Genomic DNA, 23,042 nt, shown 5'->3' with positions numbered 1-23,042 from the left:
GCTTCTTTATTATATTCCTTGTACAAATTTTACCTCATCGTAACCGCAGTTATTACACATAATAAGATGTGGACAGGTGTCATCTTTATATGTGTCTGGATAACCGTCTCCCATCTTTATAGTATTTAAATCGTTATAATGAGCATAGGGATCAAAAAAATCACTTTCCTTACCAGCATCTTCTAAAGGATTGGTACACTTTGGACAGTATTGCTCTAAATGATTAAATGCGTTACATAGAGGACACTCGGACATTTAGGAATCTCCTTTTTGCTTTAGTATCCTTCATTTGTTGAGAAATATGTAAAAAGCACCCCTTCACAAAGTTTCTCTTTATGAAGGGGTGCTATTTTATTAGGAGTGAATAATTACTTCTTTTCCTTCTTTACGATCTTTCGCATATTCTGCCGTTGCTGTGAACAATACATCAGAAGAAGAGTTTAGCGCTGTTTCACATGAATCTTGAATAACTCCAATGATGAATCCGACACCAACAACCTGCATTGCTATTTCGTTAGGAATCCCAAATAGACTACAAGCTAATGGAATAAGTAAAAGAGATCCGCCAGCTACTCCTGAAGCACCTGCAGCTGAAACGGCAGCTAGTACACTTAGGATTATTGCAGTAGCTATATCTACTTCTATATCTAAAGTGTGAACGGCAGCAAGTGTCAATACAGAAATAGTTACTGCTGCTCCAGCCATATTAATAGTAGCACCTAATGGAATTGAAACAGAGTAAGTATCCTTGTCCAATTCTAGCTTTTCACAAAGCCCCATATTTACTGGGATATTAGCAGCCGAGCTACGTGTGAAGAAAGCAGTTATACCACTTTCTCTTAACGTTCGGAATACTAATGGATAAGGATTTTTGCGTACATATATGTATACAATGAGCGGATTAATAACCAACGCCACAAATAACATACATCCTAATAATATGATAATTAATTGGCCATATTCCTTTAGAGCAGAAAGACCATTTGTAGCTATTGCCTCAAAAACAAGTCCTAAAATACCGAGTGGAGCTAATTTAATAACCCATTTAACTAATTGAGAGATAGCATCAGAAAAGTTTGCAATGGCATTCTTTGTTGTTTCTGCAGCATTCTTTAAAGTTAGACCTAGTAAGATAGCCCAAGTCAAAATTCCGATATAATTGGCATTTAAAATTGCATTTACTGGATTATCAACAACGTTGAACAATAGAGTTTTCAATACCTCTACAATATCACTAGGAGGAGTTACATCCTCAACTCCTGTGGTGAGGGTTAAAGTAACCGGAAATATAAAGCTAGCAACTACACCAACTAGTGCTGCAAGGAAAGTTCCAATTCCATAAAGTATAAGAATTGACTTCATATTAGTCTGCTGGCCACTTTTGTGAGAAGAGATAGCATGCATAACTAAGAATAAAACTAATATTGGTGCAACAGCCTTCAAAGCACCTACAAATAAAGTTCCGAAAATAGTTACCCAGTTTGCAGCGTCAGGTATAGTGACAGCTAGAACCACGCCTATTACAATCCCTAGTAAAATTTGTTTAACTAGGCTTACTTGGTTCCACTTATGTATAAGATTTTTCATGTTTTTCCCCCCGATATTTAACATAATAGCATAATCTAAGATGTAATGACTCTTCATTACATCAAATTTTTGTGTTATCTAAGTATAAATGATAGTTTAACACGAAGATTAAGAATTGGTAAACAATTATTGCAAGATAATATTTGCTAATTGTTACAGGTGCCAGGCACCTGTAACAATTCTTGGAAGCTGTAATAATCTTTCTTTTAGGAAACTGTTAAAGAAATGTGGGCGTCTTATTAAGAAAAGAAAGTTACAATAGATTATAGTTATAGTAGGAATTCATTAAAAGGAGAAGTGATAGATGGAAACGAAAGAATATTTATATTCTCGAAAACAGGAAATTGAAGATTGGGAGAAAGACCAAAAGGGTTTATGGTTTTGGGAGAAGATAGGGCGCCTTCCTTTTAAGGTTCTTGACAAGTTAACTCCCGCTTTCATCCAAGAGAAAATTGGCGTACTTGTTTCTGAAATAGGTAGTTATATTCAAACGGGTGGAAAATACTTAATTAATGAACAAGCAATGATTAAAAAAATACAATCTTCCACTAAATATGAACCTATAGAATCTATTGAGGATATTAGGAACATCCCTTTAGAAGATATGATTATATTGAGTGAAAATCTCCAAAAGGAACGAGTGAAATTTGCCACACTGCAAGGTGCAACAACTGGGATCGGGGGTATTTTTACTTTAGCGATTGATATTCCTTTGATCCTAGGTACAGCACTTAAAACTTTGCAAGAAATTGCGATTATTCATGGTTATGATCCAAATGATAAGCAAGAGCGTGTTTTTATCGTTAAGTGCCTACAGTTTGCTTCGGCTGATATTGTGGGAAAGGAATCCATTTTAAATGAATTATCTGCTCTACATCAAAACAAGCAATCATCTGAAAATATGTTGTCTCAGTTAAAAGGATGGCAGGAGGTATTTTTCACTTATCGTGATCAATTCGGATGGAAAAAGCTCTTACAAATGGTGCCAATCGCTGGAATCATCTTCGGAGCATTTGCAAACAAAGGAATGATCCAAGATATCGCAGAGACTGGAACTATGCTTTACAGAAAAAGAAGAATTTATGAAAAGCTACAGGATATAAAAAGTGATTCAGTTTATAAGAAAAATGCCTCACAAAGTGAATTTCCCCGTAACAGTTAGACATATTTAAACTGTTATGGGGAATTATTTGTTCAAAAAATTAATCGGTCGATTCTATCATTATTACTCTATTCTCTAGAAGTTCAAGTTTGCCGTTTCTATTGTTCTATATTCCTGTCTTTTTCATAAAATATAGAGATTCTACTATTGGAATTAATTTATTGGAAAAAGGGGAAAAGCACATGTTCGCGGTACATTTTCATGAAAATAATACAATCGTATTAACTCAAGCCTTAAGAACTATTCCTGCAGTGAACGAAGATCTAAAAATCAAAGGACGAAAGTGTAAGGTTCTAGATGTCACTTATAATGACAATAATCATGTACATGTTCAAGTAGAGTTCGAAAAAATAGTCGAGAAAAATAAAGCTACTTTAGAGCTCGGAAGAAAGAAAAAGAGATAAATAGTGAAAGGAGGAAAGTGAACATTCACTTCCTCCTTTTTAAAAACCTTCATTTATCGTTAGAATTACAATTTTCAGTATATTAATTTATTGATTGGATAGATATGTCTTAAAAATGTCGCTATTTTAGTTGATATATAATACCTATCAGAAACGCATGATACTAAATACCTTTAACTTACCAATAAAATCCTTTTATAAAATTGAAGATATGATTAAGCATATAAACGAAGTAATTACTGCATATCAAACCAAAAAACCTACAAACAAAATACTTGTTTGTAGGCTTCAATAAGAAATTAATTTAGAATTACTAGGTGACTAATGCTGCTTTCTCATCTTTAGCATTTGCTTAAAGGAAGGAAATACAGTCTTTTATTATCATGTACCACAGTAGGTTTGGTATCCGCCGCTAGTTTTCGGAGGTAGTTCTGTATATTCCAGGTTATCAGCTGAATAATCGTAAGGATTTTTAAGCGCTGCTAGTAGCTTTTCCATCACATGATAGTCTTCTTTTTCAACTGCTGCATTTAGGGCCTCCTCTACGCGATGATTTCTTGGAATTATTGTTGGATTATGTTGTTTCATCAGTTCTATAGATTCATGCTTCGATTCTTGTTGTTTTTCTAATCTTTCTGACCACTTCGTTTGCCACTGAGCAAATTTATCGGATTTGAAAAGTTCATTTTCCTCTAGTTTCTCCATAGTAAGAGCACGGAAGGTGTTCGTAAAGTCTGCATTATATTTCTCCATTAGTTCTAGAAGCTCATGAATAAGAGATAAATCCTCTTCTTTTTTATTAAATAATCCTAATTTTACTCTCATACCATTTAAATAATTTGTTTGGAAATATTCTGGATATGCGGATAGTACTTCCTGTGCTTGCCTAATAGCTTCCTCCTGCTCCTCGTGTATAAGGGACAGTAAGCTTTCAGCAAGTCTAGCCAAGTTCCAACCACCAATACCTGGTTGGTTTCCGTATGCGTAGCGACCTTGAGTATCAATCGAGCTAAAAACTGTTTTCATATCATACGTATCCATGAAAGCACATGGTCCGTAGTCTATTGTTTCCCCGCTGATGCTCATATTATCTGTATTCATCACGCCGTGTATAAAACCAACTAGCTGCCATTGAGAAATAAGGGTTGCTTGACGTTTTACTACCTCTTCAAGTAGCAATAAATATTTATTTTCTTTATCCTTCAATTCAGGATAATGCCTGTTAATCGTGTAGTCAGCTAATGCCTGCAAATCCTCATACTCTCCCATATTTGCAGCAAATTGGAAAGTACCAACTCGAATATGACTGCTGGCAATTCTCGCCATAACTGCCCCTGGCTGTTTAGTCTCTCTAACAATAGCTTCACCAGTAGTTACAACAGATAGGCTGCGCGTTGTCGGTATACCAAGACCATGCATTGCTTCACTAATAATATATTCTCTTAGCATTGGGCCTAGTCCCGCTCTTCCATCTCCTCCACGGGAATAAGGTGTTCTCCCTGAACCTTTTAGCTGAATATCTAAACGCACTCCGTTTGGAGTTATCTGTTCCCCATACAATAATGCACGTCCATCACCTAGCATAGTAAAATTGCCGAATTGGTGTCCTGCGTATGCCTGAGCAAGAGGCTCGCTACCTTTAGGTGCTTTGTTACCTGCAAGGATTTGTAAACTTTGTTCACTTTTCATAAGATTTGCATCTAATCCTAACTCAGCTACAAGCGATTCATTCAAGATAGCTAGCTTTGGTGACCTAACAGGATTAGGTTCTATTATTGTATAAAATATTGGTGGAAGACTTGCATAACTGTTGTCTAAATTCCATCCAGCTCGTTTTCTCTGTTCTGACATCCTATCTTCCTTTCCTCTCTAGCATTTAATAGTTATCTTCTACTTATTGTTCTCATTATACCCTTCATTGTAGGGTAATACGCTAGTTAATGACTTACCTTTATTTGATCGGTGTTTTACATATGTATAATTTATATGAAGAACAGAAAAGAGTATGAAGCAAAATTCAATTCAGTTATAGATAGACATTTTTTAGCAATGTGAGCAATAAGGAAGGCCAAATCGCTGGAGCTCCGAGTGACAAATGATCCCTAATTAGTTATAAAGACCAAACTATTTTAATGGATAGTTCAGATTTCGGATTGTCGTAAAATTTGAAATTCTTGTCGTCAACGACGCGTTGATTGTAGTAAAAATAAAGGAGGGTGTAGTAAATCGTATGGAATAGGGGAGTTGAGCATGAATTATAAAAAGGAGCTGGCACACGCCGCTCCTTCTTGTTATTTTTCATTTATTCTCTATTAAACAAATACCGATTCCTGTTGGGTCAACAAGATAAGCAAGATAGAAATCATCAAATTCCATTTTTTCTCTCAGTACCATAGCTCCATTTGCAACAGCTTTGGATAAAGAGTGATCTATCGAATTTACTTCAATTTGAACTCTAGTGCCATGTGGATAATCATGAGGTCCTTTACTGATACCACCTTGCAGATGATTACTTTCAGTGTTTTCATCTGTAGTGACCGGCCAATAATCCCAGCTTGGTTCATGTACCTTCCATCCAAATACTTCTGCGTAAAATTTCGAAGCCTTTTCTGGTTCCTGACTGTTCATCTCAAAGCCTACAACTTTACCCATCTTTTACCCACTTTCTATTGTTTTATCGATTTTTCAATCCAATTGCTCTTCAGATTTAAGTACTATAAAATCCCATGGATATTGCTCTAGACAAACTCATGTCAATATTTTCATTAGCTTCTTCATCGCATTCTCATTGCATTTGTTTTCAAAATGAGCAATCAAAAACTCTATAGCTTCCCTTTTACTAAGTTCTAGATTCTTTATACTGTTTCTTTCTGTCCATGCTTCATAGGTTTCAAATGCAGTACTATTCCACCCATTTTTCTCTCCATGCTCATCTTTTTTTTCTTGAATTCCTGCTATAACTATATCCATCGTTCCTTGGAGTTCTAATAAAGCATTCTCAAATATTTTCTTCTGATCCTTATGTGAAAGTCCCGCCCTTTTCCTTAAAACTCTAGTATCTATACCCTGTTCGTCTTCAATTAACTGAAAGATTGCTAATGCCTCTCTTGATAATTTTCCATCTGCAAAACGTTTTTCAATTGATGCTACCTCTCCTAGTACCTTTTTAAAATATGGGAGAAGCTCACGAGAAATTAGCACAGATTTTTTCTTAATAAACTTTCCGTATCCTGCTACTCCATCCGTTGAAAATTTTGTTCGCCATATCCATGGATCGAATGCCGTATCAGAATGCCAGCTATCTTTAGGTGTTACACTACTAAGTGAAGGATAATCGGGTATTAAGGGGGCAAGGGGTAATAACCCTATTTCTTCTATTATCAGAACAGCTTCTTCATATGATTTAATCTGTTTTTCCATACATTTAACCCTCCTATAAAATCCTCTTACTTATATGTTTTGTTTAAACATCTATAAAATTGTATGCAGCAGATGTTCAACAGGAAGCTGTATTAGATTCTTATTGATCATAATCACCGTATACATTGAAGTTCAGTTACTTTTCCTTAATAGGTACATAAAGATCTACGTTAGCATAGCTTTTTGAGTCTTCTGCAGGGTTATTTCGGCTAAATTCCAAATTGGATCGGTTAAAATCTGGTTCGAAATCACTTGCTGGAAGCCACTGACCGTATACTTGATCATAAGCAATATGTAGATTTTGAGGTTCTCCGTAGTAGGAACATAAGGCAAATAATCCACCTTCTAACGTTTGGTACTTTATTTCCTTATGTTCTCCTTTTTTAAAATTGCTAGGTAAAGTTACGCAAGCATCATGTCTGCAATTGTCTGGGGTTACTAGGCTGGGGTTGTCTAATGAGATTCCTATGAAATCTTGCGCAGGCGGAAAAAGACCTTCGGAGAACGACCATTCCATTAGTCTTCCCCAGTGTGTATTAGGTTCAAGATAACTGCCAAAACGTCTTATATATGCTACTTCATAATTAGGCAATTCCACTATAGTTATATTCATTTTTCAACCTACTCTCCTTGTTTAAGTGCTAGAATGACTGATAGATGTATATTTTCCTTAAAAGTATTAGTTGGTTCTATTGCCAATAACTCCTTCTTTAAATGTTCTTCAAATAAATGAACATTGTCACCTAAAAAGTGTTTTGCTCCATAGGATGTAGAATATATATTGCCAATAATAGAATCTATGCTCCACCTTTGTTCATAGGGTGGAAGCTCCACTTTGTCCAATTTAAATTTAGAACGTTCAATTAGCTGCTCATAATTCTCACTAGGGGATTGGTAAATTGTATTTCCTGCCCTTCGCTCTGAACCATACCAATGCTTGATAACCTCATCCACTTTGTTTTGCCATAAAGAACGTTCATTTTTTTTAGAACATGGGTCGATAATTGCAATCCCTCCCCCTAGTGAAGACATGTCAAATAACATTTCAAGCGTTTTTTCTCGTTCCATCCAGTGAAAAGCTTTTGCAATAGTTATCATCTTAAACGTCTTTTTTTGCTGAGCGTTAAATTTTTCAAGATTACCTGTAAACCATTCAATATTGTCATGTCTAGATTCTTTCTGTAGATATCTAGCTTCTTCAATCATCTCTGGTTCTTGATCTACCCCTACTATCGTTTCAAACCAATCGACAAATCTTAATGCCAATCTTCCATCACCGCACCCTAAATCCAACATCTGTCCTGTACCATCTAAAGCAAATTTATGTATTAAAAATCTGATAAGAATATCAGGGTAAAGTGGTCGATAAAGTGAATAATATCTAGCTGTTCCTGAAAACAAATCATTTCCATAGCTTCTCATATACTCATGCCCTTCCTTCATTGAAAATAAATCATTTAACGATTGATACTAAACTAAATTTCTTTCGTTTATAAAACTTCATTAATAGTTTGAATAAATAACTCTTTTTCTTCTAAATATGGATAGTGATTACTCTGTTCAAATATATGGAGGGATGCGTGCGGCAATAGCTCTTTCATCTCTATAGAAAGTTCTACAGGACATTGAACATCATGTCGTCCACAAAGAATATGTACAGGAGTTTCAACTTTATAAAGCTGGCGAGTCACATCATAGATTAAAACCTCTCTTCCAAAGAAGTTTAATCTGTTTGCAGATATTTTCTTATGTATATTACATGAAAACAATTCATCATAGCTTTCGGGGTGGTACAAAGAAAATTGTGTCCTCTCTTTTGAGAGTTGAAGTCTTACTTCTTTAGTAAGATCAGGTTTTTTTAACAGCTCCATTAAGGCTTGCATTCTTTTATAATTTGGGTGTTCCTCATTATAGATACATTTAGGAGAGGTGGAGCTATACTCCCTTGCAGAGGATCCAACTACTACAAGAGATTTCAAATAGTAGGAAAAATGAATGCCATATATTAAACCCAGCATCCCTCCTGTTGAATGTCCTGCAAAGGTCCACTTGTCATATCCAAATGCCTGACGGATTGCTTCTAAATCAAGAACTGCATCTATCATGCTTAATTCGTGTGGAAATTTAGGCTTGTCCGAGCTACCCACATCTCTCAGGTTCACAAGAAATACTTTGTTTGTATTTGTGAAAACATCTGCAAAATAGTCACCACTATCATTGAACTCTGAGTAAAGATGGGTAACGCAAACTGGTTCCCCTTCTCCTTTAATAAACACTTCAAAAACCCCTCGACTAGTTGTTACCATTTGTCTTAACCATTTAGACATTGAAACTCTCCTTACTCTATATCACTTTAATGCTCAAAAATTTACTTACCAACTATCTCTTTTGAAAAATTGCCGTCATAAAACCAGCCAGGCCTAGTACTGACTGATCACTTTCTTTCATTTGTCTTATCTCTATTTCCTCAAAGTCTTTAAAGATAGCTCTTAATTTCTCTTCATCATAGCCAAGCCCTCCCTTTAAACTTTGAGTTCGATAAACTTCTATGTCTGAAATTGTAGACCCGCCATACTCACTATTTGGTGCAAAGCATGTGATAGCAAAATAACCACCTGTTTTTAAAGCTTTCTTTACTAATTGGATATAACTTATTCGTCGATGGGGTGCAATATGGTGAAAACAGCCAGAATCATACACGATATCATAGCTTCCTTCCTGAAAATTCAGTTCAAAAATATTTTGACAATTAAAATTGATATCTACTTGTTCTATTTTAGCTCGCTCGATAGCCCAGTTTATAGTTTCCCTCGAAAGATCAACGGCATCTACTACATATCCTTTTTTGGCAAGATAAATAGCATTTCGCCCCGGGCCACAGCCTAGCTCTAATACTCTCCCCGGCTTAAATATACCGCAATCTATATAATCGACTAAATTTTCATCGGGTACTTTACTAAAGAAAGGAATATCTTTTTTTCGATCACTATAAAACCCATTCCAAAATAATTTTGGCTCTCTTAATAGACTATCTAACAATAGATATAAATCTTCTGGTTCAGTAACTAACCTCCGCATTATTAGACCCCGTCTCGTTTAATCAATAAAGTAAGGATAATAAGTAAATGCTGTGACACAAAAGCTCACTACAATAAAAAGTAATAGACCAATAATTACTGGAGAACTCTTAAACTGAAACGGAGTAATCGCTCCCCCGTTCTGCCCATTCCAGCCTTTCAGATGTGCATTTTCAGCATTGCTTTGTCTATTTGAATTAAGTTGAAAAAACCAAATCAGTCCAAATAAAGCTAATCCTCCAAGGAAGATTATATCAACCATCTTCCAATTTAATAAGATAGAAACACCCCAGATTAATGCAGTTTCCACAAGTAAAGTAGCAACTATTACGTATAAATTTTTCAACCTTAGACCCCCTTTTATGAGAACTGTAAATAGGCTTTCTACTAAATTATACACCAAAATTTGTAAATATAATAATAGATTTTTAATTATTCTGTATTTTATTTTAAGAGGTATTTTACAATTATTATCGAATACTTTTAAAAACGAAGGAGGAAATTTCATGCTAAATTTTATCGATACTCTACCAACCGATAAACAAATTGCTGGGGTTCATTGTATCCCCATAAATGAGCAAGGTATGATTATGCTTGCTTGGGACAAAGATGAACAGCTAATCACCACTATTGGTGGTCGAGTTGAAAATAGCGAGACCTTAGAGGAAGCTTTGGTTCGAGAAGTAATGGAGGAAGTAGGTATTACATTAATGGAGGAAAAGATACCATTTGCATCCTGGTACTGGTCTTCTACAGATACATATACAGTTTGGTACCTTTCTAAAGTAAAAACACTTGGAAAATATGACTTTCAAAACGAAAAAACCGGTTATCTTATAAGTAATTTCTTAACTTTCGAGCTGCTTATCACACAACTTGAAAACAAATATGCCCCTAGACTTCAAATTTTACAACTAGCAAAGAAAAAAGCGGTGGACATGCAATGGATCACTAGGTGAAATTGTAAATTATTAATTCATTTTATTATCAAACAGAATTTGACACTTCAAATTTGTATTAGTAATACATGGATTCCAATAGCTCTAAAGAAAGTCAGCCTTTTTTTGTCTTTATTTAGACCTCCTTTTAACTGATTTACTGATAATCCATTGAGGAATACAGTTTAAGAGGAAGCTTATAAAAAATACAGTATAGGGACGGAATGGTTTAAAATAATATCCCCAGTCTACAGTCGTATTCATCATATGAATAAAATATAAAGAACTGATAATTGACAATATATTCCCTATTAGCAGGACCGAAATAAAGAGAAACGACTTACATATGTAGGCAAGAACTATTGTCCCTATAATCATAATTAGGTATCCAATCATCGTTCCTTTCGTAAAGTCTAAATACATTGCATAATATCCAAATGGGAAACAATAAAACATAAGAACTAAAATAATAAAAGCTACGTTTTGTTTTTTCCACTTATATTGGGCATAGTTACTTGCCAGAATGACTAAATATATTAGAGAAACGATCAACGAAAAACTCCCATAGCTCAAATTCAATAATTTGTTTAGTCCAAACAACGGAATAACGAAAAACATATACAGTGGATATTGTATATTCGCAATTACGTCTAAAAAGGAAAAATGCAAAAATTGATTTTCCAAACTATTTATACCGAATACAGTCAATGATGCTCCAAAAGCTATTAATATCCAAATCCTCAACATCTTTTTGCCAGTGTAAATTAATAACCCTACCAAAAGACATATAGAAATAACTAAATGATAAAAGTTTAAATTGCCATCTGGAAATTTAATAGCAGGCATGAAATTAAACACCAACGCAACTAAATACAAAAGTATCAGGATATATTTTTTTATTTCCCTCATAACTAAACCTCCCTTTTAGTGTAATATTACACTAAAAGGGAGGTTTGAACAACATTATATTTTTTGACTAATAATACTCCATTTTTCTCTAGCTACCAATTCATCAAAGGTGCTAAGTATACGGTAATTTTCTTCATCCACTATTCGAAAGTGCTTGCTGAGCACATTTTGTTGAAGACGAAAACCATTTTTCTCCTCTACATTTTTCCACCATATATAGCCGCCAAGCGTTTTATCCTTTGGTCTTATAATTACATCATGGGCAGTGAGCTCAATGACCTCCATTGGATCTCCCCCAATTTGATTTTGTAGCGTAGGACTATCACGGAACAAAGCGCATATTGCGATAGTAGTCGTCCAATTTGCAAAAGTCCTTTCCTTTTCTATCTGAACCAAAGTTTTCTTTGAGATGCCTAAGAGTTCGGCCATTTTATCTTGTGTATAGTCATTTTCTACTCTAATAAGCTTAAGACTTTGAGAAGTTATATGTATTAAGAAATCACGATCCATGGGCTCACCTCGTGTAATTTTACACTAATTATAACTGAAATATACTAAATAAAATACCAAAAGCTCAGTCGGATAACTGAGCTTCTTAAACGAAAAATTAATGCTCTTTTTACTCGTTCTTAAATAAACAATCGTTTGTGCCGCAAAACTATTAAGCTTACTAGTAGTAATAGTGCACCTGAAATAATAAACACGACTCTTACACCGACCAAATCAACAGCAACACCTACTGCTAAGGAAGATATACCAAACAATCCAGTACCCACCGTCCCAAGAGATGTATAAACAGTTACTAATTTTTCTAAGGGCACACTTCTTTGAATAACAGTTTGCTGTGGTATGTTTTTTAATTGACCAAACAGACCGATTCCTATTGATAGGACAAGAGCAAGTAAAGGATAGCTTATAGAGCCGAATAAAATAGTAAGCACACCGCTCAACAGAGCACCAAAACCGATAAAATAGTGCTTATAGGTATCTGCTAAGTGAGAATATTTAATACAAATAATGCTACCTAAAAGTAATCCTACAAAAAACGCTCCATTGATAAACCCCCACCAATGCTCTCCTTCTTTCAGTGCCTGCTCCACATATATATAGAGAATAGCTGCTATCCACACAGTCCCAGCGATTGTCTCCAAAATATCAATTAGTATAATTTTTCTAAGAACTGGTGTATCCATTATACTTATCCAGCCTACTGATAGCTGGGTGAAAAGAGACTCTTCCTTTTTTTCTACGTGATTCACATGGTCTAAAAGGTAAGTCAAAATACTTGAAACTAAAAACAAGCCACTTACTATTATGATCAACCAAAAAGGATTAAATAAAAGAAGTAACAATCCTCCAAACAACCAAGCACCAATTTGTATTATCTGGTTAACCGTTTCCACAGTGCTATTAGCTTTTACAAGCTTATCATCTGCAACATAATGAGGTAGAAAAGCCCGCATTATAGGATTAGCACATCCATCAAGAAGTGCTATCCCTGCGATGAGCACAAAAATAATCCAATAATTGGTTGATTGCATAAACATAAACAGAAAAATCCCTAGTATTATTAATAGTACAGTTTTTCCCATTTGTGACCAAACGAGCAATGTCTTCAATTTGTATTTCCCAAGAAATAAAGGTGTAAATAAACTCGATACAAACATTGCTGAAGTAATAGTAAAAGGCACAATTGATGAGATTGTTGCAGAGCCAGTTAAATTATATAAGACACTAATTACACTAACTATATAAAATACGTCCCCTAGATTCGCGAACGATTGACCAGTCAGTAACAATAGAAAATTTTTATTTTTTTTCATTTCAATCCCCCATATTAAATTTCGTTCTATTTAATAAGGTTATGGATTAAATTGGACAAGACATAAATTATAGCCTCCTTTTGATGTGCTGATCGGAGAAGTTCTGGGGGATTACAAACTTTTCCTTTCATTGAGCACTATTTTAAATTGATTGAGTTAATTTCATATTAACACTTTACCTTTAAAATAAAAACATCTATTATTCTGTAAATTTAAGCAGGACGCGTAAAAGCTAGATTGAAGTTAGATAAGCCATCACAATCGGATGAATTCGACTGTGATGGCTTTATCGATCATAGGCTATAAAGCAACCGAGTAGAGCGAAAATGAATCATCGTCAATCTACCATTTGTTTTTTATAAACGACAGCTGTAATAATATAGATTACTACTGACCATAAAGCGATTATACCTAAATGACTCCATATTTCTCCAAATCCAGCTCCAGCATCTACTTTCGTTGCCATTTCAAGCAGCTGAAGGTTGGGTATATATTCGATTACACTAAAAATCGGATACTTTTCGCTAAAGCTAAGGATTCCTGATCCCGTGGAGAACAAAAAGATAACTGGTAATACAATTACTGATGATTCCATTACGGATTTAGCTATTAACCCTAATAACGTTCCTAAGCCTATAAAGAATATTGCACATAGAGCTAATCCTAATCCCAAAACGGGTATGTTGGCTGGAGTATACCCAGCAAGCATAACACTAGCCACAGCTACAACCATTGTTAAAACGAATGATAATGCACTTTTTCCACCAAGAATTTCATAGGTATTTGCAGGAGATAGCATTAATCCACGCAGTGTATTTTTTTCTTTTTCTTCTGCGATTAAACAACATTGAACGTACGAGCCTACCATAGTAAAAGCAAAGCCTATTGTGAAATTACTATTGACTATTGGATCCATTCCCATTCTGCTAAAAATAGCGGCCATTAAAACAGGTAAGTATATAACCATTGAGACTGCTATGTTTCTAGTAAATTCTTTAAAATCCTTTTGAAAGATTGCGTTTACGCGTTTCCATGAAAATGTCATATTAATTCTCCTCCAGTCACTTTAACAAAAATATCACCTAATGATGGTTCATTGGAATGTACAGTTGAAATACGATTCTCCTTCATCAATTGGAACATCTTATCTGCTCCAGCTTCATCTCTTTTGAGTATTACCGTTTCATTATTAGTTAGCTCTATTGTCATCGTTCCATCCGAAAACTGTTTCTTCAGCTCACTAGGTTTATCCAGTAATTGAATTTTCCCTTCATTTAAAAAAGCAACTCGGTCACAAAGCGTATCTGCTTCTTGCATATCATGGGTTGTTAAGAAGATGGTTGTTCCTTTTTCATTCAAAGCACGTAATCCGTTATAAATATGCAATGTGTTTACTGGGTCTAGAGCAGAAGTTGGTTCATCTAAGAACAATAGCTCCGGTTCATGTAGAATGGCTCTCGCAAGTACTACTCGCTGAATCATCCCTTTAGATAGTACAGATATTTTTTTCTTGCGTGCCTCCGTTAGGTTTACAAAATTTAGTGCCTCATCTACCTTGGAAATTGGCAAATCATATAGCTCGCAATATAGCTTTAAATTTTCGAAAATAGACAATCTACTATATAGTCCACTATTATCAGTAAGGACACCGAACCGCTTTCTTTCATTAGGGTTCTTGAAGTTGGATACTTTTTCACCAAAAACAAGCGCTTCCCCCTCTGTTGGGTCTAACTGACCCGTTAGTATTTTAATAGTAGTTGTTTTCCCTGAACCACTTGGGCCAAGAAATCCAAAAATCTCACCTTTTCTTACTTGAAAGTTAACATCCTCTACTGCCTTAAAATTTGAAAAATATTTGGCTAGACCTTTTACTTCAATTACATTTTCCATTTGAAAACCTCCTAATTGTTTGGTTGAACATTTCGTATCTACAACCTAAGATTATGAGATATTTAAATCGAAAACATTATATTTCCGGTGAAAGGAGTCAAATTTAGGGTGAGTGGACTCTTATTTTAGTTGAATGGAGCTTATTTAAGTCCTAACATTCCCTTTAAATCCGCCATTTTAGTCTTAGAAAGTGGAACAGATGATTTTTCTGTATCATCTAGTACCAAGCTGTAGCTATTTCGTGTCCACGTAATAACTTCCCTCACTTTTTGTAAATTCACGATATATGAACGATGGCATCGGAAGAAACCAAAGGCTAATAATCTTTCTTCTAGATCATTTAATGTAAAGGAACAAGCAAAGCTTTCTCCTTTTATATGTAAATAAGTTTGTCCTTCTGTGCTTTCAATGTAATCTATCTCTGGAGGATCAAACAATACAATTTTTTCATTTACTTTAGTTGGTATTTTTTCAAAACGAATAGGCTGAATTAATTTCTCTTCCACTGATTCATCGGTTGTTGTAATCTTAGCGGTAGGTGACTCTATTTCTTTCACTTCCTCACTTTCTTCTTCCTTTGTGTGAATTGGATGAAGTCCTTTTTCATTTAATCGGTAAACGTTATCCGAGCAAGCAACCCCACTCTCCACTTGACCTGTTAATACTAATATAATTTTTTGCGCTAGACGAAGCTCTCTTAAAATGGATAAAAGAATACGTTTCGATTCAATATCTAAATTTTGATCAGGCTCTTCCATTATGTAAATGTCTGGACTGTGAATAAGTAACCATGCTAGCTGAACGCGTTTTCTTTCAGAATACGTTAAATTCATTAATTTTTTATTTTTTTGGGCACCAAGTTGTACGGAGTGCATGATTTTGTCTATTTGTTCAGGAGAGTTATATAGTTTTTTATAAAATTTTAAGTTTTCCAAGACCGTCAGTCGTTCATATCCTCCCTCATGCAAAAAGAAAAACCCAATTTTGTTTTCAGGAATATAATCAATTTTTCCATTAGATAATCTTGTTTTTCCTAACAAAGTATTTAACAGCTGCTCCTTCACATTAACAGTAGAAACAATGGCGGTAACCTCTCCTTGTATTATGTCTAAATTGAATTCAGGAAAGAGCACCATATCATTTGTATGTTTTTCTGCTTGTATAAATTTCAAAGTCATTAATAAATCCTCTATTCTATGTATTCTAATAACTATATTATACCAATATATTCATGTTTTTCTATATACAAACAAAAACCATGAGCCGTTTTAGGCCCATGGTTTTCCTTATAGTGTAACTACCTTTTTATTGTCTTTTTCTCGAGTAGCAAGTTGAATTGCTAACAGAATACCGAATAAAGCTAAGCCAGCCATATCTGAATAGCCTTCTGGGTAAATAAGCAATAGTCCTGCGAGAATTGCAAACAACCTTTCAACAGGATTCACTTTACGGTACCAATAACCAATCATACCAGCACTAATCGCTAGCATTCCAATGATGGCAGTAAAGGTCACCCATAACACTTGCCATAATGTTGTATCTATCATCAACAGGGTTGGCGAGAATACAATCATATATGGAATGATAAATGCGGCAATTGCCAACTTGGAGGACTGAATCCCCGTTTTAATTGGGTCACCACCCGATATTCCTGATGCAGCAAAGGCGGCTAAGGCAACCGGCGGTGTTATATCTGCGACTATCCCAAAATAAAATACGAAGAAATGTGCAGATAGTAAAACAACAATCGGAATTGCATTTTGCGCTGTATCTGGTGCTAGTAACGCAATGATTGCAGGCGCTGCAATAGTCGATGTGATAACATAGTTGGCAGTTGTTGGAGCTCCCATCCCTAGAATCAGGGAGGCAATCATTACAAAGAATAATGTAAGAATAATACTACCACCTGCAAGTTTAACAAGACTAGTTGCCAGACTTAGACCAAGACCTGTCTTTACAACAACTCCTACAATAATACCTGCACAAGCCGTAGCCGCAACTACACTAAGTGCTGTACGAGCTCCATCCACTAATGCATCCATTATTTCTTTAGGACCAAGGCGCGTGTCCTTATTAATCCAGCCGACTACGATACATGCCAGAATACCATATAATGCTGAATGAATTACAGGAACACCAACCATCATTAAAATTATGATTAAGAAAATAGGCAAGATTAAATAAATCTTCTTAAAAATCTCTTTACGATCCGGCATCTGTTCATCTGTCAACCCGCGCAAACCTAAACGCTTTGCTTCAAAGTGAGTCATAATCCAAATCCCAGTAAAGTATAGAAGTGCTGGTATAGCTGCTGCTTTGGCAATATCCCAGTATGTCACTCCACGTCCGATGAATTCAACCATCAAGAAAGCAGCAGCCCCCATGATTGGTGGCATTAATTGTCCACCAGTTGAAGAGGAGGCCTCAACTGCTCCAGCAAATTCTTTCTTGTATCCTAGAGATTTCATCATCGGAATCGTATACGCCCCTGATGTAACTACGTTTGCAACGGAGCTTCCTGAAATAGTCCCTTGTAGTGCAGATGAGAAAATCGCTACTTTTGCTGGACCACCAATGAGTTTTCCGGCTACTGCAACTGACAGATCATTAAAATATTGTCCAACCCCAGTTTTAACTAAAAAGGCTCCAAATAACAGGAACGCAAAAATATAAGTAGAGGAAACCGCTAAAGGTGTTCCTAAAATACCATCTGTAGAGAAAAACATTAAATTAACGATATTATCCAAACTTTGACCTCGATGAGCCATGAAGGCTGGGAAGTACTCCCCCAGATATGCATAAAGTAAAAATAATGCTGCTATAATAGTTATTGGTAAACCTACTGCTCGACGTGCAGCCTCTAAAACTAATATTATAGCAATTAAACCTACTATAAAATCTAACGTACCCAAACTTCCTAGGCTTTGGACAAGTCTTTCATAGTTTATAACCCAATAGCTCCCAACAAAAATCGCTCCCGCCCCTAATATGAAGTCATAAAAGGGAATTTTCGTTTTAGATAGTTTCTTTCGTGCAGGAAATAAAAGAAATACAAATAATAAACCAAATCCTAAATGGACAGTACGCTGAATTTGTGCAGGAAATTGCCCAAATATAGCAGTGTAAAGCTGAAATAATGAAAATGCCAACAAGCCTATATAAATAAGGTATTTCAAGTTGCCACCTATACTACGCGTATTGGATTCTGGATCATATTTTTCTAAAAGAGCTTGTTGCTCCTCTATTGATAGCTCCTGAAAATTACTGGACTCAGTGTTTTGCTTCGTTTTGTCATCATGGTTTTCTTTCATTCAGGTTAACTCCTTTCATTACTTCTACTAAGGAAAGCTTTTTCACTTCGACTTTATAAGATTTCCCTTTTTTTAATTTTTCTTTTAAATCATATTTTTTTAATCCATATTTAAAATACAATTTATCCTTCACATCTCCGATAAACAAAGTAAAATGAGGCAAAACAACTGGTTCATCATTTGACAAAGTATATGTACCTTCTTTATAAATCAGAGTTTGCCCTTTTTCTGCATAACTTGGCATCCCAATTGCTACATCACTATACTCCATTGACTGTAATAGAATCTCACTGTCCATTATTTGATAGTTTTCAATCACATCTGTTTTATGTATGGTGTGAGTAAATACAATTTGAAAGTTATTTTCTTCGTTTATCAATAGATAATATGAAACTGGCGAATCTGTACGAGTTTCTGTAAACGAAAATGCAGGTATGAACGGTATAAAAATAAATATGACCGCTATCAGTATAAAGACAAATATTACTTTATTTTTCACAAAGTTTGAAACCTCACTTAACTAGAAAAGAGACTCGAAGCTGTACGCATCAGAGCCTCTTTTCACTAAACGTTACTTGTTCACTTCATCAAAGTATTTTTGTGCACCTGGATGAACATCTATACCAATACCATCAAGAGCTGTTTCTGCTTTGATAAACTCACCTTTTGCGTGACTGATCTTATCTGTATTTCCATAAATACCTTTTGTTATTTTGTAGACTAAATCTTCCGAAAGGTCTTTTTTAACTGCTAGCATCGCTAATACGGATACTGCTGGTACCTCATCTGCAAGACCATAAGTTCCTTTAGGCACTGCATCTACTGCATAATATGGATATTTTTCGATAAGTTCTTTTGCTTTGTCTTCACTTACTGGGATAATGTTAACTTTGTTTGTAGCATTTAAAGCCTCAACTGCTGATGTTGGATAACCAGCTGTAATAAAAGCTGCTTGAATTTGACCAGTCGATAAACCATCGGTAGATTCTCCAAAGTCCAAGTTTTGAGCTTGAATGTCATCTTCTATAGATAGACCATGAATTTCTAAAAGCTGCTCAGCGTTTGCGTAAGTCCCTGAACCAGGAGCCCCTACAGAAACCTTCTTACCTTTTAAATCCTCAAAAGAATTAATGCCTGAGTCTGCTAAGGTAACTAATTGTACAGTTTCTGGGTAAAGAGCGCCAAGAGCCACTACTGTATCTAACTTGTTTCCTTCGAACATTTCTGTGCCTTCAGTTCCATAATAAGCTATGTCAGTTTGTACGAAGGCAATATCTCCTTCTCCTTCCTGTAAAGCTGTCATATTCGCAGCAGATGCCTGAGATACTTCTGCAGTAGTTTTTATACCTGTCTCTTCAGAAACTAATTCAGCAAAAGTACCACCTAGTGGATAATACGTTCCTTGGGTCCCACCAGTTAGAATACTTAAAAATTTTGGATCTTTTGATTTTCCTGAGTCGTCACCTGATCCACTTCCTGACTCATCTGTTCCGCATGCTGCTAAAAAAAGTATTAGAAAAATACTTAAGACAGCTAACCATTTCATTTGTCTCTTTTTCATATTTTACAATTCCTCCCTTTTTATATAAAAATACCCCAATGTTCTCTATAATTCTATCACAATTTCTCGTCACTTTGTCAATCAATTGCATAAATTCCGTCAATTCAACACAAGATAATACGAAATAACCTTAACGTAAGCTAAATTTTTCTCATATGATTGTAAAATGATACCAAACAAAAAACATACATTGTATCTTGTCGATACAATGTATGTTTTGTCGTTAATAATTATGAACAGCTATCGTAAGTAGTATTTTTTACTTTAGAGCCAGTTTCACCTCTAAGTAAATCTCCTTCGGTCGATTCAATAATTTGGTTAGTAACATTGTTAGAGATTGAATTAGCAACTAACTGTAACAAACTATTCACATCGCCTTGGGATTGCTTAAACTCTTGTACAATAGGAATATTGTCGATTTCTTCTTCTATTGCAGCAATTTTACCTTCAATCATCTTTAGTGCTTTTTCTTTACCAAGATGCTGGAAGTTAACCGCTTGTTTTTGTAGGCTCTTTAAGCTAGCAATTTTTTCACGAACGGATTGATTTTCATTAATTTGTGCTTCTGCACGTTTAAAGAAGTCAACCTCTTCCGTGTTTGCAATCATTGTAGCAATTTCTCTAGCCTTTTCAATAATATCGTCTCTAGTGTATTTAGTAGCCATTATATACCCACCTTTTCTTCAATTGTCGCTTCTACTAGTTCACCTGTCAGTGACCATGTTTTAGCATCTGTAATTCTGACTTTAACAAGCTGACCAATAATATCCTTCGGTCCAACGAAATTTACTAGCTTGCTTTTTCGAGTATATCCAGCAAGTACATCAGGGTTGTTTTTACTTTCCCCTTCTACTAATACCTCTACAATATCCCCTTCATGCTTTTTCATAGCAGTGGCAGACATTTCGTTTACTAAAGCATTTAAGCGTTGAAGTCGTTCTTTTTTAACTTCCATAGGCACATTATCAATCATTTTAGCTGCAGGTGTGCCTTCCCGTGGAGAATAAATATAAGTGTAAGCAATTTCAAATCCTACTTCTTTATAAAGAGAAAGCGTTTCCTCAAACTGCTCATCAGTTTCGTTAGGGAAACCAACAATAATATCAGTAGACAATGAAGCATTTGGAATAGCTGCCTTGATTTTTCTTACAAGCTCTAGGTAGTGTTCTCTTGTATATTTGCGAGCCATGATTTTAAGAATATCGGTTGAACCTGATTGAACTGGTAAATGAATATGCTCTACCAAATTTCCACCCTTTGCTAACACTTCGATTAAATGATCATCAAAGTCTCTGGGATGACTAGTCATGAAGCGAATTCTTGCTACATCTATTTTTCTTAAATCATCCATCAAATCTCCAAAACGATAGTCTAAGTCAGTAAAATCTTTACCATAGGCGTTTACATTTTGACCTAGAAGGGTAATTTCTTTATATCCTTGAGCTGCCAAATGACGGATTTCTTGAATGATATCCTCTGGTCGACGGCTACGCTCCTTACCTCGTGTATACGGTACGATGCAATATGTACAAAACTTATCACAACCATACATGATGTTTACCCATGCTTTAATAGATCCCTTACGCACACGTGGAAGGTTCTCGATTACATCTCCTTCTTTAGACCAAACTTCAATTACCATTTCTTTTGATAGGTATGCTTCGTTTAGAATATTAGGTAGACGATGAATATTATGTGTACCGAAAATCATATCTACTTGATCGTAGGTTTTTAATATTTTCTTCACAACTGATTCTTCCTGTGACATACAGCCACAAACACCAATAAGTAAATCAGGATTGCTTCTTCTTAAATGCTTTAAATGCCCAAGCTCACCAAATACTTTGTTTTCCGCATTTTCACGAATTGCACATGTATTTAGTAGAATGACGTTGGCATCTTCCACTGTGTTAGTCGGCTCATATCCCAATTGCATGAAAATACCAGCCATTACTTCTGTATCGTGCTCATTCATTTGACATCCGTAGGTACGTATATAAAATTTACGATTTTGTCCCATCCCTTTGAATTCATCTGCAATTGAAAAGTCGTTGTGGTAAGCCACTTCTTCTTTCCCACGTTTTTTTGCATCTTTTAAGGACGGGGGAGTGTAAACTGCTTGAAAATATTTACTATAATCTTTCTCCATTTTTTTTTCTGGAGAAGTAGTTTCTTTAATTTGAGTACTTTGTAAACGTGATTCCTCGTTCATAAGAACTCCCCTTTCTTTCATTCGCCAAAATCCGTATATCCATCCTATTATACTGAATAGTGCTCCCTTGCTACAAGGTATTAAGCTTAAAAGTTCTTATTTAGACAAAATATATAAGGATTTTGAGGTTTATGTGATATTTTACATAGAACTAGATAGGCTTAGAGAAACTGGGATACGTTATTTGCTTATATATTTCCATATTATAAGATTTACCTTACTTAGGGGTTTCAGCTATTTAAAGGCGTACCACTTGTTTAGGAGCACTTTACTTCTATTTCCGAGACACTTTCTCCTACTTTAGGGGCGGGTTCCAGCTATTTAGGGGCGCTTTTCTACTTTTTAGGTGCGTTCCCCTGGTTTAGGAGCACTTTACTTCTATTTACGAGACACTTTCTCCTATTTTAGGGGCGCTTTTCTACTTTTTAGGGGCATTCCACTTGTTTAGAAGCACTTTACTTCTATGTACGAGACACTTTCTCCTTCTTTCGGGGCGAGTTTCTGCTATTTAGGAGCGCTTTTCTTCTTTTTAGGGGCGTTCACCTGGTTTAGGAGCACTTTACTTCCATTTACGAGACACTTTCACCTACTTTAGGAGCAGTTTTCAGCTATTTAGGGGCACTTCTCTACTATTTATGGGCGCTCCCCTGATTTAGGAGCACTTTACTTCTATTTACGAGACACTTTCTCCTACTTTAGGGGCGGGTTTCAGCCATTAAGGAGCGCTTTTCTACTATTTATGGGCGTT

Annotated in this window: 24 protein-coding genes; 3 read left to right on the top strand and 21 right to left on the bottom strand. The window is 35.4% G+C overall.

All coding sequences use genetic code 11. The features are described 5' to 3' along the window. Positions 1-9: 9 nt before the first annotated feature. Complete coding sequence (locus tag MKY94_RS07550) at positions 10-255, bottom strand: hypothetical protein (protein WP_151110446.1); 246 nt, start codon at positions 253-255, stop codon at positions 10-12. Between the two features lie 99 nt (positions 256-354). Beyond that, entirely contained in the window at positions 355-1,587 is a 1,233-nt protein-coding gene (gene sstT / locus MKY94_RS07545) for a serine/threonine transporter SstT (RefSeq protein ID WP_144538141.1), read from the bottom strand. A 304-nt stretch (positions 1,588-1,891) separates the two neighbouring features. Here sstT and MKY94_RS07540 point away from each other — a divergent pair, with 304 nt between their 5' ends. Further along, positions 1,892-2,749: an EcsC family protein gene (locus tag MKY94_RS07540; RefSeq protein ID WP_342578334.1), complete on the top strand. Its 858-nt coding sequence runs from the start codon at positions 1,892-1,894 to the stop codon at positions 2,747-2,749. A 182-nt stretch (positions 2,750-2,931) separates the two neighbouring features. Next, positions 2,932-3,153 (top strand): hypothetical protein, encoded by a 222-nt coding sequence (locus MKY94_RS07535; protein WP_342578333.1) that lies wholly within the window; start codon positions 2,932-2,934, stop codon positions 3,151-3,153. Between the two features lie 381 nt (positions 3,154-3,534). Here MKY94_RS07535 and MKY94_RS07530 read toward each other — a convergent pair whose 3' ends face one another. From MKY94_RS07530 to MKY94_RS07495, 8 genes are all read right to left on the bottom strand, one after another. Next, positions 3,535-5,004, bottom strand: a complete 1,470-nt coding sequence (locus tag MKY94_RS07530; RefSeq protein WP_342578332.1) for a YdiU family protein — start codon at positions 5,002-5,004, stop codon at positions 3,535-3,537. Between the two features lie 447 nt (positions 5,005-5,451). Next, positions 5,452-5,805: a VOC family protein gene (locus tag MKY94_RS07525; protein WP_151110456.1), complete on the bottom strand. Its 354-nt coding sequence runs from the start codon at positions 5,803-5,805 to the stop codon at positions 5,452-5,454. Positions 5,806-5,901: 96 nt separating this feature from the next. Continuing rightward, positions 5,902-6,573: a hypothetical protein gene (locus MKY94_RS07520; RefSeq protein WP_191696359.1), complete on the bottom strand. Its 672-nt coding sequence runs from the start codon at positions 6,571-6,573 to the stop codon at positions 5,902-5,904. Between the two features lie 136 nt (positions 6,574-6,709). Next, complete coding sequence (locus tag MKY94_RS07515) at positions 6,710-7,186, bottom strand: GyrI-like domain-containing protein (RefSeq protein WP_191696360.1); 477 nt, start codon at positions 7,184-7,186, stop codon at positions 6,710-6,712. A gap of 8 nt (positions 7,187-7,194) precedes the next feature. Continuing rightward, positions 7,195-8,016 carry a class I SAM-dependent methyltransferase gene (locus MKY94_RS07510; RefSeq protein ID WP_342578331.1) on the bottom strand — a complete coding sequence of 274 codons (822 nt, stop codon included), beginning with the start codon at positions 8,014-8,016 and terminating at the stop codon, positions 7,195-7,197. 47 nt (positions 8,017-8,063) lie between these two features. After that, positions 8,064-8,900 (bottom strand): alpha/beta hydrolase, encoded by an 837-nt coding sequence (locus tag MKY94_RS07505; protein ID WP_191696362.1) that lies wholly within the window; start codon positions 8,898-8,900, stop codon positions 8,064-8,066. A gap of 52 nt (positions 8,901-8,952) precedes the next feature. Further along, entirely contained in the window at positions 8,953-9,651 is a 699-nt protein-coding gene (locus tag MKY94_RS07500) for a class I SAM-dependent methyltransferase (protein ID WP_342578330.1), read from the bottom strand. Between the two features lie 18 nt (positions 9,652-9,669). Further along, entirely contained in the window at positions 9,670-9,996 is a 327-nt protein-coding gene (locus MKY94_RS07495; protein ID WP_144538132.1) for a hypothetical protein, read from the bottom strand. A gap of 160 nt (positions 9,997-10,156) precedes the next feature. On the opposite strand from MKY94_RS07495, the gene MKY94_RS07490 reads away from it, so the two are divergent. Next, positions 10,157-10,609, top strand: coding sequence for an NUDIX domain-containing protein (locus tag MKY94_RS07490; RefSeq protein ID WP_151110468.1), 453 nt, complete (start codon positions 10,157-10,159; stop codon positions 10,607-10,609). A 111-nt stretch (positions 10,610-10,720) separates the two neighbouring features. Here MKY94_RS07490 and MKY94_RS07485 read toward each other — a convergent pair whose 3' ends face one another. The 11 genes from MKY94_RS07485 to miaB all read right to left on the bottom strand — a co-directional run bounded on the left by MKY94_RS07485 (position 10,721) and on the right by miaB (position 22,294). Continuing rightward, a complete protein-coding gene (locus MKY94_RS07485; protein ID WP_191696364.1) occupies positions 10,721-11,497 on the bottom strand; it encodes a hypothetical protein in 777 nt (258 codons plus the stop codon). Between the two features lie 54 nt (positions 11,498-11,551). Continuing rightward, entirely contained in the window at positions 11,552-12,007 is a 456-nt protein-coding gene (locus MKY94_RS07480) for a helix-turn-helix domain-containing protein (protein WP_151110472.1), read from the bottom strand. A 119-nt stretch (positions 12,008-12,126) separates the two neighbouring features. Next, the gene (locus tag MKY94_RS07475) at positions 12,127-13,320 is read right to left on the bottom strand and encodes an MFS transporter (protein ID WP_342578329.1); all 1,194 of its coding nucleotides are present in this window, start codon (positions 13,318-13,320) and stop codon (positions 12,127-12,129) included. 337 nt (positions 13,321-13,657) lie between these two features. After that, on the bottom strand, positions 13,658-14,365 hold the full coding sequence (locus MKY94_RS07470; RefSeq protein ID WP_144538127.1) for an ABC transporter permease: 708 nt from the start codon (positions 14,363-14,365) through the stop codon (positions 13,658-13,660). Then, positions 14,362-15,210 carry an ABC transporter ATP-binding protein gene (locus tag MKY94_RS07465; RefSeq protein ID WP_340862901.1) on the bottom strand — a complete coding sequence of 283 codons (849 nt, stop codon included), beginning with the start codon at positions 15,208-15,210 and terminating at the stop codon, positions 14,362-14,364. Before MKY94_RS07465 ends, MKY94_RS07470 begins: the two co-directional genes overlap by 4 nt. Before the next feature lie 140 nt (positions 15,211-15,350). After that, on the bottom strand, positions 15,351-16,388 hold the full coding sequence (locus MKY94_RS07460; RefSeq protein ID WP_144538125.1) for a LytTR family transcriptional regulator DNA-binding domain-containing protein: 1,038 nt from the start codon (positions 16,386-16,388) through the stop codon (positions 15,351-15,353). A gap of 108 nt (positions 16,389-16,496) precedes the next feature. Further along, entirely contained in the window at positions 16,497-18,521 is a 2,025-nt protein-coding gene (locus MKY94_RS07455; protein WP_144538124.1) for a TRAP transporter permease, read from the bottom strand. Next, positions 18,505-19,020: a DUF1850 domain-containing protein gene (locus tag MKY94_RS07450; protein WP_260866603.1), complete on the bottom strand. Its 516-nt coding sequence runs from the start codon at positions 19,018-19,020 to the stop codon at positions 18,505-18,507. Before MKY94_RS07450 ends, MKY94_RS07455 begins: the two co-directional genes overlap by 17 nt. A gap of 72 nt (positions 19,021-19,092) precedes the next feature. Then, positions 19,093-20,082 (bottom strand): TAXI family TRAP transporter solute-binding subunit, encoded by a 990-nt coding sequence (locus MKY94_RS07445; RefSeq protein WP_144538123.1) that lies wholly within the window; start codon positions 20,080-20,082, stop codon positions 19,093-19,095. Positions 20,083-20,312: 230 nt separating this feature from the next. After that, positions 20,313-20,747, bottom strand: coding sequence for a RicAFT regulatory complex protein RicA family protein (locus tag MKY94_RS07440; RefSeq protein ID WP_144538122.1), 435 nt, complete (start codon positions 20,745-20,747; stop codon positions 20,313-20,315). Further along, complete coding sequence (miaB, locus tag MKY94_RS07435; RefSeq protein ID WP_144538121.1) at positions 20,747-22,294, bottom strand: tRNA (N6-isopentenyl adenosine(37)-C2)-methylthiotransferase MiaB; 1,548 nt, start codon at positions 22,292-22,294, stop codon at positions 20,747-20,749. Before miaB ends, MKY94_RS07440 begins: the two co-directional genes overlap by 1 nt. Positions 22,295-23,042: the final 748 nt, after the last annotated feature.

Source organism: Psychrobacillus sp. FSL K6-2843 (assembly GCF_038626375.1).
GTDB classification, from domain to species: domain Bacteria; phylum Bacillota; class Bacilli; order Bacillales_A; family Planococcaceae; genus Psychrobacillus; species Psychrobacillus faecigallinarum.
The sequence above is the reverse complement of the archived record's forward strand: the minus strand, read 5'-3'. Positions and strand labels throughout refer to the sequence as shown.

Bases quoted from the DNA above. Each gene is read 5' to 3' on its own strand.
- MKY94_RS07550 (WP_151110446.1), bottom strand. From the start codon at position 255: ATGTCCGAGTGTCCTCTATGTAACGCATTTAATCATTTAGAGCAATAC.
- sstT (WP_144538141.1), bottom strand. From the start codon at position 1,587: ATGAAAAATCTTATACATAAGTGGAACCAAGTAAGCCTAGTTAAACAA.
- MKY94_RS07540 (WP_342578334.1), top strand. From the start codon at position 1,892: ATGGAAACGAAAGAATATTTATATTCTCGAAAACAGGAAATTGAAGAT.
- MKY94_RS07535 (WP_342578333.1), top strand. From the start codon at position 2,932: ATGTTCGCGGTACATTTTCATGAAAATAATACAATCGTATTAACTCAA.
- MKY94_RS07530 (WP_342578332.1), bottom strand. From the start codon at position 5,004: ATGTCAGAACAGAGAAAACGAGCTGGATGGAATTTAGACAACAGTTAT.
- MKY94_RS07525 (WP_151110456.1), bottom strand. From the start codon at position 5,805: ATGGGTAAAGTTGTAGGCTTTGAGATGAACAGTCAGGAACCAGAAAAG.
- MKY94_RS07520 (WP_191696359.1), bottom strand. From the start codon at position 6,573: ATGGAAAAACAGATTAAATCATATGAAGAAGCTGTTCTGATAATAGAA.
- MKY94_RS07515 (WP_191696360.1), bottom strand. From the start codon at position 7,186: ATGAATATAACTATAGTGGAATTGCCTAATTATGAAGTAGCATATATA.
- MKY94_RS07510 (WP_342578331.1), bottom strand. From the start codon at position 8,016: ATGAAGGAAGGGCATGAGTATATGAGAAGCTATGGAAATGATTTGTTT.
- MKY94_RS07505 (WP_191696362.1), bottom strand. From the start codon at position 8,900: ATGTCTAAATGGTTAAGACAAATGGTAACAACTAGTCGAGGGGTTTTT.
- MKY94_RS07500 (WP_342578330.1), bottom strand. From the start codon at position 9,651: ATGCGGAGGTTAGTTACTGAACCAGAAGATTTATATCTATTGTTAGAT.
- MKY94_RS07490 (WP_151110468.1), top strand. From the start codon at position 10,157: ATGCTAAATTTTATCGATACTCTACCAACCGATAAACAAATTGCTGGG.
- MKY94_RS07485 (WP_191696364.1), bottom strand. From the start codon at position 11,497: ATGAGGGAAATAAAAAAATATATCCTGATACTTTTGTATTTAGTTGCG.
- MKY94_RS07480 (WP_151110472.1), bottom strand. From the start codon at position 12,007: ATGGATCGTGATTTCTTAATACATATAACTTCTCAAAGTCTTAAGCTT.
- MKY94_RS07475 (WP_342578329.1), bottom strand. From the start codon at position 13,320: ATGAAAAAAAATAAAAATTTTCTATTGTTACTGACTGGTCAATCGTTC.
- MKY94_RS07470 (WP_144538127.1), bottom strand. From the start codon at position 14,365: ATGACATTTTCATGGAAACGCGTAAACGCAATCTTTCAAAAGGATTTT.
- MKY94_RS07465 (WP_340862901.1), bottom strand. From the start codon at position 15,210: ATGGAAAATGTAATTGAAGTAAAAGGTCTAGCCAAATATTTTTCAAAT.
- MKY94_RS07460 (WP_144538125.1), bottom strand. From the start codon at position 16,388: ATGACTTTGAAATTTATACAAGCAGAAAAACATACAAATGATATGGTG.
- MKY94_RS07455 (WP_144538124.1), bottom strand. From the start codon at position 18,521: ATGAAAGAAAACCATGATGACAAAACGAAGCAAAACACTGAGTCCAGT.
- MKY94_RS07445 (WP_144538123.1), bottom strand. From the start codon at position 20,082: ATGAAAAAGAGACAAATGAAATGGTTAGCTGTCTTAAGTATTTTTCTA.
- MKY94_RS07440 (WP_144538122.1), bottom strand. From the start codon at position 20,747: ATGGCTACTAAATACACTAGAGACGATATTATTGAAAAGGCTAGAGAA.
- miaB (WP_144538121.1), bottom strand. From the start codon at position 22,294: ATGAACGAGGAATCACGTTTACAAAGTACTCAAATTAAAGAAACTACT.